The sequence below is a fragment of the Delftia sp. PE138 genome, assembly GCF_018320755.1.
In the GTDB taxonomy this organism is placed as follows: domain Bacteria; phylum Pseudomonadota; class Gammaproteobacteria; order Burkholderiales; family Burkholderiaceae_C; genus Comamonas; species Comamonas tsuruhatensis.
Genome location: NZ_JABEPN010000001.1, coordinates 555,050 through 572,334 on the forward strand (window position 1 = coordinate 555,050; position 17,285 = coordinate 572,334).

Consider the following 17,285-nt stretch of genomic DNA (forward strand, 5'->3'; position numbering starts at 1 on the left):
TGCCGTACGGGACGCAAGGGCAGCCGAGTCCCCTGTGACGTGGCCCCGACAGGTGCCGCCTCTGGCGTTGACCCCTTCCTGCTGGATGAGTCCGGCCGAGTGGCGGCAGCGCCTTGTTTCCCCTGGCGCAGCAGCCATGCTCGTTGACGTTCGGCCGGCGCAGCACAGGCGCGCTACCCCCGTCGCGCAGGCCCTGCAGATGGATTTGCCGCAGCTGCAAGGCAAGCGCTTTCTGATGCAGGAGGAAGTCATTCTGTTGGGCACCGGGCTGGACCATGCGGACCTTGACTCGGCATGCCGGCAATTGCGCAGCCAGGGCTTTGGCCGTGTGAAGGCCTTGCTGGGCGGCGCGGCGGTGGCCCTGCATCCCACGGCATCGGCCAGGCTGCAGGACCTGTCCGCCAGCGACTGGATCGCCAGCCTGGGACAAGGCATTGAATGGACGGTGCTTTCCCTCAGCAAGGCCCTGGATGCGGCGCCGGCTGTGCAGTCACCCGTTGACGAACAACAAACGCACCGTCTGCTCGCCACGCACGATCTGGCCATCCAACTGAACGCCATGGCCAGCGGCAAGGCACGAAGCGACCAGCCAGGGGGCCCCGCATCCCGGGCTTTGGTGGTCATAGCCGACGCTTCGACGGAGCCTGAGCTGCGTGCCCGATTGGCCGCGCAACGGGCCTCTTTGGGTGAGCGGCCTGACGCAGTGCCCGTGTACTGGCTGCTGGGCGGGTGGCAGGCCTATCAGGCCCAGGTGGCGAGCATGCAGGCCATCGGAACAACGGCAGGCCACCGGCTTCAGGCGGCATGCGGGCGGTTTTGAGCAAGCACAACGATTGAACGAGTCAAGTATTGGGGGAGAAGTGGCGATGCAGTACAGCGTGCGAACGGATGGGTCTGTGGGTGTGTGCAGAAGGGCGAATCCTTTGCGTTGGCAGGTCCTGGCCGTGACCGCGCTGGCCCGCATGGCAGGCGTGGTGAAGGCATGGCTGGCTGCCTGTCTTGCGCTGGCATTGCTGCTGGTCTCTCCCGCCTGGGCCCAGACCACGTTGAGCGGCACCATCTCCAGCCCAACGATATTGCGTGCCAGCCAGTCGCCTTACCTGATGCAGGGCGACGTGTTGCTCGATGGCGATGCAACGCTCACCATCGAGCCGGGTGTGACCCTGCGCATGGCCCCTGGCGCCAGTTTCCTGCTCAGGAAAGGTGCGCTGCAAGCCGTGGGCACGCCGGACAAGCCCATCCTCATCACCTCGGCCGCCACAACCCCTGCGCCCGGGGATTGGCGGCAATGGCGCATGACGGCCGGCACGCGCAGCGCCCAGACGCTGCTGGACCACGTCACCATCGAATACGGCAGCGGCGTGGTCATCGAGAACGCTGCCCCTTCCATCAACAACACGGCCTTCAATCACCACAGCGGCCCGGCCATCGGCGTTGATCTTGCGTCCTCGCCGGCCGGCAAGGGAAACTCGGCAAAGGGCAACTCGCTGAATGCCATTGCAGTCCCTTCGGGCACCATTCGCTCCCAAGTCATTTGGGGCATGGTCGGCATTCCCTACCTGGTGCAGCAGGGCCTCATTCAGATAGGTCAGGCGCCCTTGTCCATCGAACCAGCCAAGCTCCGGCTCAGTCCGGGCGTGGTGGCCATGCTGCGTGTCTCCCTCAACGCGCCTGCACCTGCCCAGGGCGTGGTGGTGGACATCATCAGCAGCGTGCCCTCGGTGGCCTCTGCCGTTGCGCGGGTCACTGTGGCGCCGGGGCAGACCAGTGCCGATCTGGAGGTACAGGCCAGCACCCTGGGCGCCACCCGCATCACCGCAAGCCACGCCACGCTGGGCTTGGCCGAAACGCAGATCGAAGTCGTCAACCTGCCCTCGCTGGGCCTTGTCCCCGGCAGCCCCACGGTCGGTGTCAACCGGCCGTATCCCATGACCGTGTCGTTGCCCGCGCCGGCACCCGTCGGTGGTGTGAACGTGCAGTTGGGCAACTCCGACGCCAACGTGCTCTCTGTCCCATCGTCCGTGCTGGTCCCGGCCGGGCAACAAGGCGCCAGCTTCGAAGTGATGGGCCTTGCCGATGGCAGCAGCCGGCTGACAGCCCAGGCCGAAGGCCATGCCAGTGCGCTGGCCACGGTCTCCGTGCGTGGCAAGGCACTGGTGCTGCCGGCCAGCGTCATCGTGGCGCCGGGCGCGCAGGCTGCCGTGACACTGGAAACCACGGAGCCCGCTCCCTCGGCAGGGCTGGCCGTCAGCCTTGCACTGGAGCAGGCAGGACTGGCACAGGTCCCGGCGTCCGTGCAGATTCCCTCTGGCCAGAGCAAGGCGGCCTTCACGGTGGCAGGCCAGAGCCTGGGCACGACCCGGATCACGGCCACGGCCAGCGGCTACCAGTCGGCGCAGGCTGCATTGCGCGTGGATGCCATCGGCCTCAACACCGATCCATCCGCCGATCTGGTCATGAACGAGGAACTGAGCAAAGTCCTGCGTGTGCAATTGAACAAAGCGGCACCGCAGGGTGGTGTCACGGTGTCTGTGGCCAGCAGAGATCCCGCTGTGGCCAGCGTGTCGCCCGCCGAGGTTTTGATTCCGCAGGGACAGATTTATGCGACGACGCCGATTACCGTGAAAGCGCTGGCCGTGGGAGAAACGGCGCTGGACATCACTTCGGCGGGGTTGATTGCCAAAGCGGTAAAAGTGAATGTGAGGGCGAAATTTGCACTGAAGCTCACTCGCTACGGAGGCGACAAGCTGATCGTGGGCAAGGGGCTGTACAGCTACTACAACGAGTTGTATGTGGAGCGCCTGATCAACGGCGTGGTCAGCAACGGGGCTGATGCGGTGACGGTGAACCTGCGCTGCGTGGCGGCGGAGATCTGNGAGACGCCGGCGACGGTGACGATTNCTGCGGGACAGAGCCGGGCCTACATCAACGTGGGNGGCCTGGAGTTGGGTTCCACGCAGATCGAGGCGACGNCTGAAGGGGCTACTGCGGCCATGCCTGTACCGGTGGAAGTCATCGCGCCGCAGGTGCGGATCGAAGGTCTGGACGGGCAGCGCTCGACATCCAGCCTGAGGGACAGCTTCTATGTGGTGCTGAGCGTGCCTGGCGCGTACTGGTCAGACAGCCAGAACGCGACCCAGCCGATGACGGTGCAGGTGAGCCTGGTGGACCAGAGTCCTGCAGGAGTGGTTGGCGGTATCTACACCGCTGCCGATGGAGGGGTTCTGGTCTCGCAGCTTGTGATCGGCAAGGATCGCAGGGATACAGGCTGGGGCTACATCGAGAGGCCCGGTGCAGCGGGAACGTACCGGGTTCTGGCACAGGTGCAAGGACTGGCTGAGGGCAAGTCGAATGTGCAGACCGTAGTGGCTGCCAACCAGGCGCTGAAGCTGACGCGGTATGGCGGTGACAAGCTGATCGTGGGCAAGGGGCTGTACAGCTACTACAACGAGTTGTATGTGGAGCGCCTGATCAACGGCGTGGTCAGCAACGGNGGTATCTACACCGCTGCCGATGGAGGGGTTCTGGTCTCGCAGCTTGTGATCGGCAAGGATCGCAGGGATACAGGCTGGGGCTACATCGAGAGGCCCGGTGCAGCGGGAACGTACCGGGTTCTGGCACAGGTGCAAGGACTGGCTGAGGGCAAGTCGAATGTGCAGACCGTAGTGGCTGCCAACCAGGCGCTGAAGCTGACGCGGTATGGCGGTGACAAGCTGATCGTGGGCAAGGGGCTGTACAGCTACTACAACGAGTTGTATGTGGAGCGCCTGATCAACGGCGTGGTCAGCAACGGNGCTGATGCGGTGACGGTGAACCTGCGCTGCGTGGCGGCGGAGATCTGTGAGACGCCGGCGACGGTGACGATTNCTGCGGGACAGAGCCGGGCCTACATCAANGTGGGNGGCCTGGAGTTGGGCTCCACGCAGATCGAAGCTTCCGCTGCGGGGATGGATTCCATCTATATCAACGTGGAAACAGTGGCACCGACGTTGCGTCTGCAGTCAGTTCCGGCTTCGTTGAAAGCCGGGCAGAAAGCGAATTCCATCTATGTGTCTGCCGAAGTACCCGGGGCCTATTGGTCAACAAGCCAATATCCGTCAAATCCCCTGACCATCATCTTCACCAGTTCCGTTCCTTCCGTAGGCAACGTCACAGACACCGTGACCTGGAACGCCAACACTGGTAGTTCTACCTACGCCACCTTCACGGCCGTCGCCCCCGGTACCACCCAGATCACGGCCAGCTCGCCCGGGTTCACGCCTGCCACCAGTGCGTCGATCACGGTGAATCCATAAGAAGGAGACGACCATGCAACGCTCCCGATTTTTCCAACATGCCCGCTCCGTCCTGTCGGAGCCCGGCTGGCTCAACCCGCTGACAGTGCTGCAGCGGCGGTCCGTGGCGGCATTGGCCGTCGTCCTGGGCATGAGCACGGCCATTGCCGCCGACACGGCGCAACTGACCATTGCCGATGGCGTGATCGTCAAGTTCGGCCAGGGTGCAGGCATCAGCGTGCGCAGCGGCCTGCAAACGGGATCTTCCGTGGTGCTGACCAGCAGCCACGACGACGCACAACTGGGCCCGGTGCAGGCGCAGGGGCCACAGTCGCGGGCGCCACAGGCCGGTGACTGGCTGGGCGTGCTGGTGGCGCCTGAAGCCGCTCCCGCCAGCCTGAAGCTGGACGGCCTGGCCGTTCGCTATGCCGGAGGCACGGACGGCTTGCCCGGCCACATGGCAGGTGGTGCCGCTCTGGTACTGGCGGGTGCAGGCTACGGCTTCGAACGGCTGCAGTTCACGGACAACGCCGTGGGAATCCGGGTGGTCGGCAGCGGCAGTCCCCGCATCATGCGTTCGCGCATCGCTGGCAACGGCGTGGGATTGCTGGCAGAGCAGGGCGCCACGCCGGCCGTTGGTGAATCAGATATCTCGGGCAACAGCCAGTTCGGCATACGCAACACCAGCCCGGCCAGCATCGTCCAGGCCCAGGGCAACTGGTGGGGCCACGCCAGTGGTCCGCGAGATGCCGTGGGCAATCCGGCAGGGCAGGGCAATGCGGTCAGCACGGGCGTGGACTATGGCGCCTACTTGACGGCCGAGCCCGTACTGGCCTGCACCATCGTTCCCACGCAAGGCTATGCCACGCGCGTGCGTGCCGTGCAGTTGCGCCTTGACTGCCCGCAGGCCGCGCAGTTCCGCCTGCAGGAAAGCGATCAGTTCGACAGTGCTGCATGGCAGAGCATGACCGGCCATCCCATGCTGGCAAGCTACACGCTGTCCATGGGGGCGGGGGACAAGATGATCCATGTGCAGTTCCGCACGGCACAGGGCGGTATCAACCAGTTCTCGCTGGCACAACCCATTGCCTATGCACCTGAAGGTCCTTTGGTGCAGTTCGCCCAGCCAGCCGCTGGTGCCGTGCTGGAGCAGGACACGACCATCGCCATCAACGTGGCCGATCCTGAAGGCGTGCAGCAGGTGGAAATCCTGGTGGATGGCCAGCGCCTGGCCCTGCTGACCGAAGCACCTTTCCAGACCACCTGGGCGCTGGCTGCCGTGCGCAACGGCAACTACACCCTGCAGGCCAGGGCCACCAATGGCATAGGCCTGAGCAACACGGCAACGCGCCCCGTGCAGGTGCAGAAAAAGGGTGGTCAAGGTCCGGCCCTCACCGCCACCTTTGCAGGCGCGGCGCTCGCGCCCAATGCGACCATCTCCGCGCCGGGCGAATTGGCCGTGTCCGCGCAAAGCCCCATCGGCATTGCCAACGTCAAGGCCACCATCAACGGCCTGCAGATCTTCGAGCGCAGCGGTGGCAACACCAGCCCCTTCAACCACAGCCAGTTCATCGACTTTGCACAACTGCCCAATGGCGCGCATCGGTTCAGCATCACCGCCACCGACTCGGACGGCATTGCGGCCGTGCTGGACATACCGTTCACGCTCAGTCTCAGCGCACCACCTGCCCCGGTCATTGCGCAGCCCGTCAACAACGCACAGGTGTCCACGCCGCAACTGGCCGTCTCCGGCACGGCCATGGCGGGCTCGCAGGTGCAGCTGTATCTGGGCGGCCAGGCCGTGGGCAGCCCGATGGCCGTGCCAGCCAATGGCAGCTTCTCCGGCAGCCTGACCCTGCCAGCCGAAGGCGCGCACCGCATCGAAGCGACGGCCAGCAATGCGCGCGGCACCAGTACCAGGAGCGCGGCGGTTGCCGTGACGTATGCCATCGCGGCTCCGACGGTGAACTTCACCGTGCCGGGCCAGGATGCCACTGTTGTCGGCAGCACGGCCGTAGGTGCCGCCGCCTCGGCACCGGACGGTATTGCCAAGGTCGATTTCTTCGGCAATGGCAGCCTGATCGGCTCGGCCACGCAGGCTCCGTTCAGCGTGCAGTGGGACACGTCGGGCGTGGCCAACGGTGCCCTCACGCTCAGGGCCGTGGCCACCAGCAAGGCAGGCAAGACCGGCGAAGCCACGCGCTCCGTCACCGTGAACAACAAGCCGCCCGAGCCCGAGCAGCCCAAGACGCCCTATACGGGCACGGTCAGCTCCGTCAGCCCGGCGGTCTCGTACGGCGCGCAACGCGTCGTCATAGCCGGTGCCGCCGTGTCACGAGCTAGCGGACAGCCCATGCCCAACGCAGCATTGCGCATGGTGCTGGACATCTCGGGCTTCAAGCGGCGCATAGGCATCGCCACCGACGACAGCGGCCAGTACCGCTACGAATTCGTGCCCACGGCCAATGACAACGGCACCTACATCGTCTCCGTCATCCACCCGGAAGAAACCCTCACCACAGAGCAGGGGCGCTTCACCATCAACCGGCTGAGCTTCGACCTGGCCAGCTACCAGCTCACCGCGCCGCGCGGCTTTGCCGCCAGCATCACGGTCAACGCGCGTGCCAGCGCGGGCACGGGCGCCACCGGCGTGCGCTGGGCCGTGGTTCCGGCACAGCAGCCCAGCGGCAGCCTGCCGCCGGGCATCAGCGTGGAGCCGGGTGCGCCAGTCAATGTGGCCGCAGGCGCCTCGGTGCCCATGGTCATCCGCTTCACGGGCAGTGCATCGGCCGGGGAGACGGGCACCGTCGTGCTCACGGCCTACGCCAGCGAGACAGGGGATACGCCCAGGGGCAGCTTCACCATCCACTACCGGCTGGTGCAGGCCCTGCCCGAGCTGTTTGCCAATCCCACCTACATAGAAACCGGGGTACAGCAGGAAAAGACGGTCACCGAAAGCATCACCATCGGCAACCGTGGCCTGGTGGCAGCTCAAGACGTGAAGGTCCAGCTGGTGGACAAGGATGGCCGGGCCGCGCCTTCCTGGATCTTCCTGTCCAGCGCCAGCCACATCGGCGCCGTGGACGTGGGCGCCCAGGTGCCCATCCAGGTCACGGCCAGCCCGGGCAAGGACGTGGCCGACGGCATCTACAACTACCGACTGCAGATCACGGCCAGCAACCAGGGCACGGGCACCATACCCGTCTCGGTGGCCGTCACGCAACGCGGGCAGGGCGGGCTGAGCTTCCATGCCACCGACCTGTTCACAGAAACGCTGGACGCGGGCGGCAAGCCCATACCGGGCGTGGCCAACGTGCGCATACGCCTGCAAAACGATGCCGTGCTCACCTATCTGCGCACCCTCACTACGGACGCGCAGGGCAAGGCCGTGCTCACCGACCTGCCGCCCGGCACCTACACCTACCGCGCCAGCGGCCCGCGCCATGCCGACAGGTCGGGCCGCATCTTCGTGCGCCCGGGCGTCACCACCTCGGAGCGCGTGCACCTGCAGTACCAGACCATCAGCATCGACTTCAGCGTGACGGAAACCACCATCAAGGACGAGTACCAGATCACCCTGGAAGCCACCTTCCAGACCCAGGTACCGGCCCCCGTGGTGCTGCTGGAGCCCCTGTCCATCAGCCTGCCCGAGCTGCAGGTGGGCGAAGAATTCACGGGCGAGCTGACGCTGACCAACTACGGCCTGATCCAGGCCGACAAGGTCGTCTTCACACCGCCGCAGTCCGACGAGTACTACCGCTACGAATTCCTGGCGGACATCCCCAAGACCCTGGCCGCCAAGCAGCGCGTGGTCATTCCCTACCGCATCACGGCCGTCAAGCTACACCCGCGCAGCATGGGCTTCAGGCAGGCACGTTCGGCGGAGATGGGTGCCGTGCAGAGCATCGTGGTGAATGCGCGCAATGCGGGCAGCTGCTCGTCCTATGCGCAGTGGGCCACGGCGGAATGTGGCTGGGTCTGTGCCAACGGAGAGGAAGAAACGCGCACGGTTTCCTCCACATTCGGGCGGCTGGTCGGCGGGGCTTGTGGCGGTGGCTCTGGTGCAACTCCTCCTTGGCAGCCCGACACCAGATGCCAGGTGATCAATGGCCGTGAGTATTGCGGCCCAGGCTACCCGGGCTGGGGCGGGGCAGGCGGCGGTGCGCAAGGAACCCCGCTGCCGCTGGCCCCCGAATGCACGCCCACCTGCCGTGGCCAGTGCTGCGCAGGCGGTGGCGCGGGCCCCGGTGGAGGAGGCTCTGGCGGAGGCGGTTCGGGCGGCGGAGGCGCAGGAGGTGGGGGCGACTTCCGCTAATGCAAAAAGCATTCACCACACATCAGCCACGACCGGGCATCACCCGGCCGTCAGCCCAAGAGATGCATTCAACAAGGCAAACGATTCGCGAGACGAGAGGGGAAGAAATGAGAAACAGAAAACATGCTGTGCACGGTTGGCTGTGCGCAGTCCTGGCAGCAGCGAGCCTGCTGCCATCGATGGCCAATGCGCAGGACTACACCAGCCCCAGCGCCTTCACCCGCCCGGGCGATCCCGGCTACTCCCTCACCACACAGGCCAGCGAACCCCAGGTGCGCTGGATCAACGGCGAATACACGGAAACCCACATCGACTTGCGCGTACAGGTCCTGGGCGGCCCGCTGGACATCGCGCGCAGCTGGAGCCAGGGCCGCTGGTGGCTCAATCCCGCCTGGGCGCCTTTGAACTTCGAACTCGACCCCCTGGGCCGTGACGCCCGGCTCATCGAACGCGCAGGCGTCCTGTACGAGCGAAGCGGTCAGGCCGACCTCTACATCGCCAAGGGCAAGAACAACGCCCCCGTCTTCATCAAGCGGCTGCCCGAAGGCGGCAGTGTCCAGAACCCGCAAGCACAGTGGCGCTGGTACGACCGCCTGGGCAACAGCATCGACTACGACGCACAGGGCCGCATCCTGGGCTACGCCAACACCAACGGCATCAACGTGCGCTTTGCCTACGACAGCGCCACGCGGGCCCGCATCCTGGACCACCACGGCGGCACCGTCTACACGGCCACGCTGGCCAATGGCCTCATCACCCGCATCGAAGACCGGGCCGGGCGCAGCGTCAGCTACCAATGGAATGGGCAGTTGCTCACCCAGGCCACCGACGTCATGGGCCAGCGCTGGAGCTACACCTACGACGGCAACGGCCAGCTCACCAGCCGCACCGACCCCCTGGGCGCCCAGGTCACGGTCCAGTACAGCCAAAGCATCCCTGCCCCCGCACCGCTGCTGACCCTGGGCGCCGCCGGCAAGGTCCTGGACCCCACGGGCACCAGCGGCACCACCAGCAAACTCGCCAACCTATGGGGCGGTGGCCGTGTCGGCAAATTCGATGGACAGGGCTGCGCTTCCACCGGCAAGAACCAGTACCTGCGTGAGAAACGCCAATTCCTCGTCACCTATCTGGACTGCCGGGGCAACACCACCGTCTACCTCTACGACCGTGAAGGCAACGAGCTCGAAAAAACCTTCAACGGCAAACCCGCAGCCAAAACCCTGTGGGACGGCAACTACCAGACCCGCGCCATCAATGCGCGGGGCCTGACCACCACCACCAGCTACGACTACAACTACCAGCCGCTGCAAATCATTTACCCCGATGGCAGCCGGGACCAATACGAATATGAGCCTGTGCGCGGCCTCAGGACAAAGCACATCAACCAGGGCGGCATTACCAGCACCTGGACCCATGACGACAAAGGCCGCGTCACCAGCTGGACCGAAGCCCTGGGTCGGCCTGAACAGCGCACCACGCGCTACCAGTACGACAGCTACGGGCAACTGACCAGCCGCAGCGCCGGAGCAGGCGACGGCACGGCAGACGATGCCCGCACCACCACCTACCGCTACGACAACAACGGCAGCCTGATCGAGGCCACGGATCCGCTGGGCCATACCAGCAAGGCCAGCTATAACGCAGCAGGCCTGCCAACCACGCAAACCGACGCCCTGGGCAACACCACCACGCTGAGCTTTGATGCTGCAGGGCGGCTCACAAAGGCTACCAATGCACTGGACCAAGCGACCAGCCACCAATACGACGCCAGAGGACGGCGTACCCAGACCACTAGTGCGGCAGGCCGAACAAAGCAAACCCGCTATGACCCGCAAGGCCGGGTCATCGAAACCATTGCCCCCGGCGAAACGCAAGGTGCAGGCACGCGCCTGACCTACGACAGCACGGGTCTGCCCTTGAGCACCACCAGCCCCAGCGGCCTCACCACCCAGACCACCTACGACACGCGGGGCCGCATCGCCAGTAGCATTGATGCAGCAGGCAACACCATCGGCTACGAATATGGGAAAGACGGCAGTCCGTTGGCCGAGCTGCTCGTCGCCTCCCAGTACCCCACATACAAGGAAACCTACCAGTACGACCAGAACGGCCGACAGACCACCGTTACCCGGCATCTAGCGACTCCCTCGACGCCGGACCAAACCCGCGTCCAGCACCAGCAATACGACAGCCTGGGCCAGCGTGTCGCCACCATCGACCCCGCAGGCCGCACCACCATCTACGAATACGATGGACTGGGTCGCCTTGTCAAAACCACCGATCCGCTGGCTCAGGCCACGCAGCAGACCTGGAGCGCCCACGACCAACTCACCAGCTTGACCGACGCCAAGGGCAACACCCACCGCTTCGAATACGACAAGGCCGGCCGACTCATCAAGGAAACTCGGCCCATGGGCGGCACAATCCAATACAGCTATGACGCCGCAAGCCAACTCATTCAACGCACCGACGCAGGCGGCAACACCCGCAGCTACGCCTATGACAAGGCCGGCCGCATGGTGCAGGAAGAGCACCAGCTAGGCGGAAAGGAAACAGACCAGTACGTCACCTACCAATACGACGCCGACGGCCTGCTGACAGGCTACGAACAAAAGGACGGCCAGCAGAACCTGATCAGCAGCGCCACCTACGACAAGGACGCGCAGGGCCGAACCACCCAGAACAAGGTCACCTACGGCAAGATCGACAACTCGGGCAGCTTCAGCTTCACGGTGGGCCAAAGCTACAACGCGGAGGGCCAATTGGCAGGCCACAGCTACCCCGATGGCAGTGCAGGCCAATACCGCTACGACAAGGGTCGCCTGAGCCTGGTCACCCTGCCCGACCAGAGCCAGATCCGCTACGGAAACTACCAATGGCTCACGGCCACGCGCATCGAAACTCCGGGTGCGACCAAGACCGTCAGCCTCGATGCGCTGCAAAGGCCCATATCCATCGAAGTGAAGAACGCCGCCTCCGAACTGCTGGTCAGCCGCCACTACCAATATGACAAGGCTGGCAACATCACCCAAATCGAAAGTGACCTGGGGAAAACCGAGTATGGCTACGACAACCTGGACCGGCTGACCAAGGCCGCCCCAGACCAGCCGCTCAAGGACCTGGGCCTGCCCACGGAGCAATACCAGTACGACGCCGTGCACAACCGAGTGTTCAGTGGCCACCAGGTGGGGCAGTGGAGCTACAACGCGGACAACCAGCTCACCAGCTATCCCCGGCTCAGACCCTTCGACAAAGCAGCTCAGCCCATACAAACCCAGGTGGAGTACACGCCGCAGGGGCACACGGCCAGGGAAAGCAGTGACAAAGGCGAACGAACCTACAACTACAACGCCGCCGAGCGCTTGATCCGCTACTCCAGCGCGGAGGCAAGCCAAAGCACCCCCGGCATTGATGCCCAATATCGCTATGACCCGTTAGGACGACGCATCTTCAAAGAGGTGAGGGAGGGCCAAAACTACAAAATAACCTACTTTTTCTACAGCGACTCGGGACTGCTGGGCGAGGCCAACGAGCAAGGGCTGATGACAAGGGCGTATGCCTTCGATCCTAAAAAAAGCGAACAAGGGCTATGGAATACAGATCCCATCTGGCAGGCGGACGTCAGTGAAGCGCAGTTGACGAGCCAGAACACCAGCGTTCACTATCTGCACACGGATCATCTGGGAACGCCGGTGCTGGGGACCAGCAAAAAGGGAGCGGTCATTTGGAATGGTGTTGCGGATGCGTTTGGAACCACAGGGGCATTGCCGCAAAGTCAGGTGGAGATGAATTTGAGGTTTCCGGGGCAGTATTTTGATATGGAATCTGGATTAGTTAATAATCTCAATAGAGATTATTCAAATTTTATTGCCAGATATATGCAATCAGACCCAATTAAACTGATTGGCGGTATTAATTTTTATATTTATTCAGAAAATAATCCTATCATTTTCTTTGATGACCGTGGATTGAAGAGTAAGTCATGCCCTCTTATACTTAGATTGCTTGGGAAATGTGATGGTGCTGATGGATATGATAGTTGCGCTAATGATGCAGTTGATGAAGGTGGGAATTGCACAACATGCTACGCCTGTTGCGCTTTGAATGAGAAAACTTTAATTGGACTGTCGGAGTGTAAGTTGCATTGTATGAGAATAGTTAATCCTGGCGGAGGAACTTGCCCAGAAGATAAGGTCTCTTGTGGGAATAGGCATGAAAAGAATACTTAGTTTTTTTACAGTTGGGATTGTTTTTGCTTTGGGGTGCGGGGTAGGGTATCGCGTCCATAAAATAGAAAGCGAAAACATAGAGAAATTTTCTGCGATAAAAGAAATGAATTTCTCGCTGAAAAATGCGCGTACTCCGGATTGCTTGGGAGAAATAAGGGCTACAGAATATCTATTTAAGTTTTGCAGAGCGAATTTTTCTCACGAATTTATGATGGATAAAGATTATTTAAATTACAAGGATGGTATATACAGAAACGATTTGCGTTTTGCGGCTAAATACAGGATGGAAAATCCAATAGACGAAAGTTACTTCAAGAGCTGCAAAGGAGTTAGCCTAGAATACCGTGAGCTTATAATGAAATGTTGGGAAAGTATAAGTCACGAGTTAAATTGATTTAATTAAATATTTCAACACAAATGTATTTTAGTCATTTTTCAAGAAATTAAGAGAAATAAATAAAGCAAGAGTTCTTTTGTATTGATATTGCGAAAAATAATTGCATATTGCAAAAAGGATTGGATAGTCAGATTCAATAGTGAGGAAGACATCTTTAACAGTAAGAACCACTATGGAAGGTCTGCATAAATCACCTCATTACCTGATTGGCATCGACGTGAAGCACTGAGACGATACGCAGCATGAAGCAGCACGGCCTGGGCTTGGGACAAACAGTCAAGCGAATGTGGTGCCGGGAGTTCCTGGACTAGATGGACCGACCTTGTGAGCTACCAAGGTACTGGCAAACGGCTTAATGCCAAGCGAGACGTGACATGGCACATCGCCATGCGACCCGATAAACGCCGCCTGCTGGAGCCGGCCAAACCTCGAACAGATGAAAAAGGTGGCAGAGTGCCAGGCTGAATATGCTTCATGCATGGCAAGTTTCGGGGGAAATAAATGAAAAAATTATTAGTCGGCTCCGTTTTTATAATTGTCTTTTTGAGTGGGTTTGTATTTTGCTTATTTTTTCAATCAAAGCTAGTAAATTATGGGTTGCTGAAGAGGATATCAGAAGAGCGTTTTATTACGAATCGAAAGCTGTGGAAATGTATAATTCTGGGAATATTTCTGCTGCACGAGATAATATTGTGGCAGCCAGTGCTCTGGTTGATAATATTGTTAAACGGAATGAATGGGACTTGTTTGCGCTACTATTTATTATTGTTCTTCAGGAACCTGAGTCGAGAGAAGATTACAACAAATGTTTATTGAGCTATCTTGATAAGGTGAAGGAATATGGTAGAGAGAAATATGATTCGAAAGACTATTGTAGCGTTTTAGGGGAGGCGCTATTCGAGCACAGAAGTGGAGGGGAAAATTAGGACTTACGCAAAATCCGTATCAACGTGACCTGCCGATTTCTTCGGGCCAGTGATTTATGGGAGGAGAGCGTGCTTAGATGTACGGTCCCAGGAACATTCTTCAGCTGGGAGAAGAGAAAGCACTATGGCAATCCGCCTGCATGGCAGTGCCCGCACAACGCCGCGTATCCGTGCAGAACTCCAGCTAGCGACCGGCTCGCATCTGTCCTTGGCCAAGCTCTACGGCATTAAGAGTGGCTAACACCACTCCGTCACAGGCCCCCGCAGAGCAGTTATGCTCGCTGCCCTCATGGCACGACGACGCGTGAGCAAAGAACTGTGGCGACAGCTACAGCCCCTGATCCCAGCCTTCGTGCCTTCGTGCCTTCGGCCAAAGGCGGTGCGCGCAAACTCGCAGTCAGCGATGAGGCCGCCCTCAACGGCATCTTGTTCGTGTTGCAAACAGGCATTCCGTGGAAAGACCTTCCCCAATCCCTTGGGTACGGCAGCGGCATGACTTGCTGGCGGCGCCTGCGCGACTGGAACGCCGCTGGTGTCTGGGAGCAGTTGCACCATGACTTCCTGGGACCGTACATCTAAGAGACGGGGACTCATTACCATGCAGGATGCGCGGGAGAAATTGAAGGCTTACAGCATGACTATAACCATCATCGCCCGCGCGGTTTGCTTGGCCACCTGACCCTAAGCGAATTCGTCAAAGAGAGATTAGATCAACAGCTGGAAAGTCGCTCAACTCCAGTTTTGAAGCGACCGGGTATGTGGAAAATGCCAGCGATAAATCTCATCGCGGAAAATCCGACGCCCGAGTGGGAGGGGTGAAGCCGCCGATGTAGCGAGCCACTCCCTTCGTGATGCGCAATTCATCCACATTGGCGTTTAGGTACGAATCACCATACCCAAGACTTTGGCCAAACTGTGTAATGAGGGCTGAGTTGTTCAAATTACGTGAAAGTGTCACTCGGTTCATCTCTACTCCATTGCGGTAGCCGTAGAGTTGATTGCCCAGGCGTGACACTGCAAAGTGGGCCCATTGATTCTGTGCCACATCATGCAGCCCCATGCTAAACCAGGCGTTGCCTGCCGTTGGGCTGGCATATTGAAAACCAATTTCTGCATCGTTGTTGATGATGCTGTAGTCATGATCGACTCCGCTGGTTCTTTTGGAAAGCACCGTCCCGTACAGCGACGTTCCACTCCAGGCTCGCAAATACAGCCAAAACTCAATGGTGAAGTCTGAACTGGAGAGATTCATGTCTTCCGAATATGGAACATGCAACATCGATCCGCTGCCATTAAAGCGCACGCTCGCAGTGCCTACTTTTTTCACATCCCCCCTCGTGAGCACCGTACCGTTTCTGGATACATTTTTTCCCGTCTCTTCGAAAAAGGTGGTTCCAGAATTCTCTCCGTCAAAATGCATCAGCAGTACGACTGCACCAACCCCCATTTCGACGTCAAATGACTCCAATACATTGCTGTCGGGATCAAAAGCCTGAACCGCGAACTTGTAGTACCCATTGGCAGCGGTACTCACACCGCTGATGAGGCCTTGCGCATTCAGCGTCAGCCCTTCCGGCAGTGTTCCTGCAGCAAGCATCCAGACAACAGATGAGGATGAAGACGAAACGACTTGGCCGGAAAGCTGGCTGAAATAGCTCTCTCCCCGTGCCGCAGAAACCAGAAGGCGCTTATCCGTTGACACGGATACTGTCGTCTCGCCACGCACGACGAGGTTTGCGAGTACAGAGGAAAAGTCCTCGGCCTGAGCAGTCAAGCGGGTCGCACCTGCAGCCAGACCGGTCACATCAAAACTCGCACATTGCTGTCCAGCCTGCACGACAACCGATGCAGAGACATTCAGTATTGAAGGATTTACCACTGTCAGCTGAACGGGCACATCGCGAGCTTCCGGATCCGGCAGACACACAGTCATGGAATTGCGAATGCCTTGATTCAGCACAGCACCCGAAGGCGCCAAACTTAGCAAAGGCATATCTCGCACTTCAATCTGAGCCTCCGCAATGCCCAGACTGGCATGACTGACGGTGATCTTTGCGATGCCAAGATTGTTGGCTTGAACTTTGAAATCAGCGCTACGTTGCCCCTCTGGAATGAAGATGCTGGTGCTTGTTGAGGCAACTGAAGGATTGCTGCTGCCTGCGTCTAGAGTCATGCCGCCAGAAGGCGCCGCTGTATCGATTGATATCTGAAGAGAGCTTTCAGTACCAGGATTGAGTTTGAGGCTGGTGGGCTTAATGGTAAGAGCCTCTTGACCAACATGAATCAAGCCCTGTTGTACGAGGTAGGGAATACCCAGCAAACCCCAAGTTATTGAATTTCGGATATGGCCATTTGGCACAACGATCGCATTCAGAAGATTTCCGTAAGCCGAGTTGCCGTTTCCCACGGGAGAAGACTCCAGATCCATTATCACTGCAGGCGCGTTGTGATGATGAATGATCGTATTGGATATTTGTGGGGACGACGCCTCGATGGCGATACCCGCACCATATTCGAAATGTACATAGACCAACCGTGTCAGCGAATTGTCGGTGCCAGCAGTAAAACGCCATGTCCCCCAATCCCCTGCAGCGGGAGTGCTTTCGGCGGAGGTAATCACGATCGGTTTGGTTGAGGTGCCAACAGCGTTGAAAGCACCTTTTTGAAGAGTAAAGCTGGCATTCCGTGCCATGCGAATCGTCACGCCGGGCTCGACGCTCATGGTTGCGTCATTGCCCAGCACGACGGCGCCTTGGAATGTATAAGGCGACTGTGCGGCGCGCAGTGTGATATTGCTTTCAATGCGGCCAGTGATTTCTGTGAGGCTTTGGGCTATAGATTGACTGCTGCTCGCCAGCATTGCGAGCAGTAAAAGAAATTTAGCGCCAGCTTGACGGGCTATGCGCTTCACTTTGAACAATTCACTCACCGCACGACCTCTGTGTGTTGAACCAACCGGAACGCGAGTATGGATGAAGTACAGTCCGCATACCCATTCTTGGTATTTGTTGGTTGTCGTTTTTTTGCAATATGCGGGCCATGGCTTTTGCGTTCCGCCGGAATCGGCTGGGCCGGACTTCTTGAAGAGTGAAATTGACGGCCGTGACCCTTCATCGGGAATACCTGCGTCTGCGAGCGGCGGTG

Annotated in this window: 7 protein-coding genes and 3 pseudogenes; 9 read left to right on the plus strand and 1 reads right to left on the minus strand. The window is 60.0% G+C overall.

What is annotated here, in order from left to right; genetic code table 11:
* Positions 1-136 precede the first annotated feature (136 nt).
* From HFGMBDPB_RS02435 to HFGMBDPB_RS02465, 9 genes and pseudogenes are all read left to right on the plus strand, one after another.
* Positions 137-820, plus strand: a complete 684-nt coding sequence (locus HFGMBDPB_RS02435) for a hypothetical protein (protein WP_046239376.1) — start codon at positions 137-139, stop codon at positions 818-820.
* A gap of 142 nt (positions 821-962) precedes the next feature.
* Entirely contained in the window at positions 963-4,295 is a 3,333-nt protein-coding gene (locus HFGMBDPB_RS29990; RefSeq protein ID WP_502757459.1) for a beta-helix domain-containing protein, read from the plus strand.
* A 13-nt stretch (positions 4,296-4,308) separates the two neighbouring features.
* Positions 4,309-8,589, plus strand: coding sequence for an Ig-like domain-containing protein (locus tag HFGMBDPB_RS02440; protein WP_212644841.1), 4,281 nt, complete (start codon positions 4,309-4,311; stop codon positions 8,587-8,589).
* A gap of 107 nt (positions 8,590-8,696) precedes the next feature.
* Positions 8,697-12,818: an RHS repeat-associated core domain-containing protein gene (locus HFGMBDPB_RS02445; RefSeq protein ID WP_212644842.1), complete on the plus strand. Its 4,122-nt coding sequence runs from the start codon at positions 8,697-8,699 to the stop codon at positions 12,816-12,818.
* Positions 12,802-13,212 carry a hypothetical protein gene (locus tag HFGMBDPB_RS02450; RefSeq protein ID WP_141835112.1) on the plus strand — a complete coding sequence of 137 codons (411 nt, stop codon included), beginning with the start codon at positions 12,802-12,804 and terminating at the stop codon, positions 13,210-13,212. Before HFGMBDPB_RS02445 ends, HFGMBDPB_RS02450 begins: the two co-directional genes overlap by 17 nt.
* Positions 13,213-13,545: 333 nt before the next feature.
* A pseudogene (locus HFGMBDPB_RS02455) lies at positions 13,546-13,644 on the plus strand (IS5/IS1182 family transposase); the annotation flags it as partial.
* Positions 13,645-13,682: 38 nt separating this feature from the next.
* The gene (locus HFGMBDPB_RS02460) at positions 13,683-14,141 is read left to right on the plus strand and encodes a hypothetical protein (RefSeq protein ID WP_212644843.1); all 459 of its coding nucleotides are present in this window, start codon (positions 13,683-13,685) and stop codon (positions 14,139-14,141) included.
* A 124-nt stretch (positions 14,142-14,265) separates the two neighbouring features.
* A pseudogene (locus HFGMBDPB_RS29605) lies at positions 14,266-14,370 on the plus strand (integrase core domain-containing protein); the annotation flags it as partial.
* A gap of 60 nt (positions 14,371-14,430) precedes the next feature.
* Positions 14,431-14,705, plus strand: a pseudogene (locus HFGMBDPB_RS02465) (transposase); the annotation flags it as partial.
* Between the two features lie 217 nt (positions 14,706-14,922).
* On the opposite strand, the gene HFGMBDPB_RS02470 reads toward HFGMBDPB_RS02465, so the two are convergent.
* A complete protein-coding gene (locus HFGMBDPB_RS02470) occupies positions 14,923-17,070 on the minus strand; it encodes a LamG-like jellyroll fold domain-containing protein (RefSeq protein WP_212644844.1) in 2,148 nt (715 codons plus the stop codon).
* Positions 17,071-17,285 lie beyond the last annotated feature (215 nt).

What these genes read in the sequence shown, in the direction of transcription:
- HFGMBDPB_RS02450 (WP_141835112.1), top strand. Translation starts at nt 12,802, where the DNA reads ATGAAAAGAATACTTAGTTTTTTTACAGTTGGGATTGTTTTTGCTTTG.
- HFGMBDPB_RS02435 (WP_046239376.1), top strand. Translation starts at nt 137, where the DNA reads ATGCTCGTTGACGTTCGGCCGGCGCAGCACAGGCGCGCTACCCCCGTC.
- HFGMBDPB_RS02445 (WP_212644842.1), top strand. Translation starts at nt 8,697, where the DNA reads ATGAGAAACAGAAAACATGCTGTGCACGGTTGGCTGTGCGCAGTCCTG.
- HFGMBDPB_RS02440 (WP_212644841.1), top strand. Translation starts at nt 4,309, where the DNA reads ATGCAACGCTCCCGATTTTTCCAACATGCCCGCTCCGTCCTGTCGGAG.
- HFGMBDPB_RS02460 (WP_212644843.1), top strand. Translation starts at nt 13,683, where the DNA reads ATGCTTCATGCATGGCAAGTTTCGGGGGAAATAAATGAAAAAATTATT.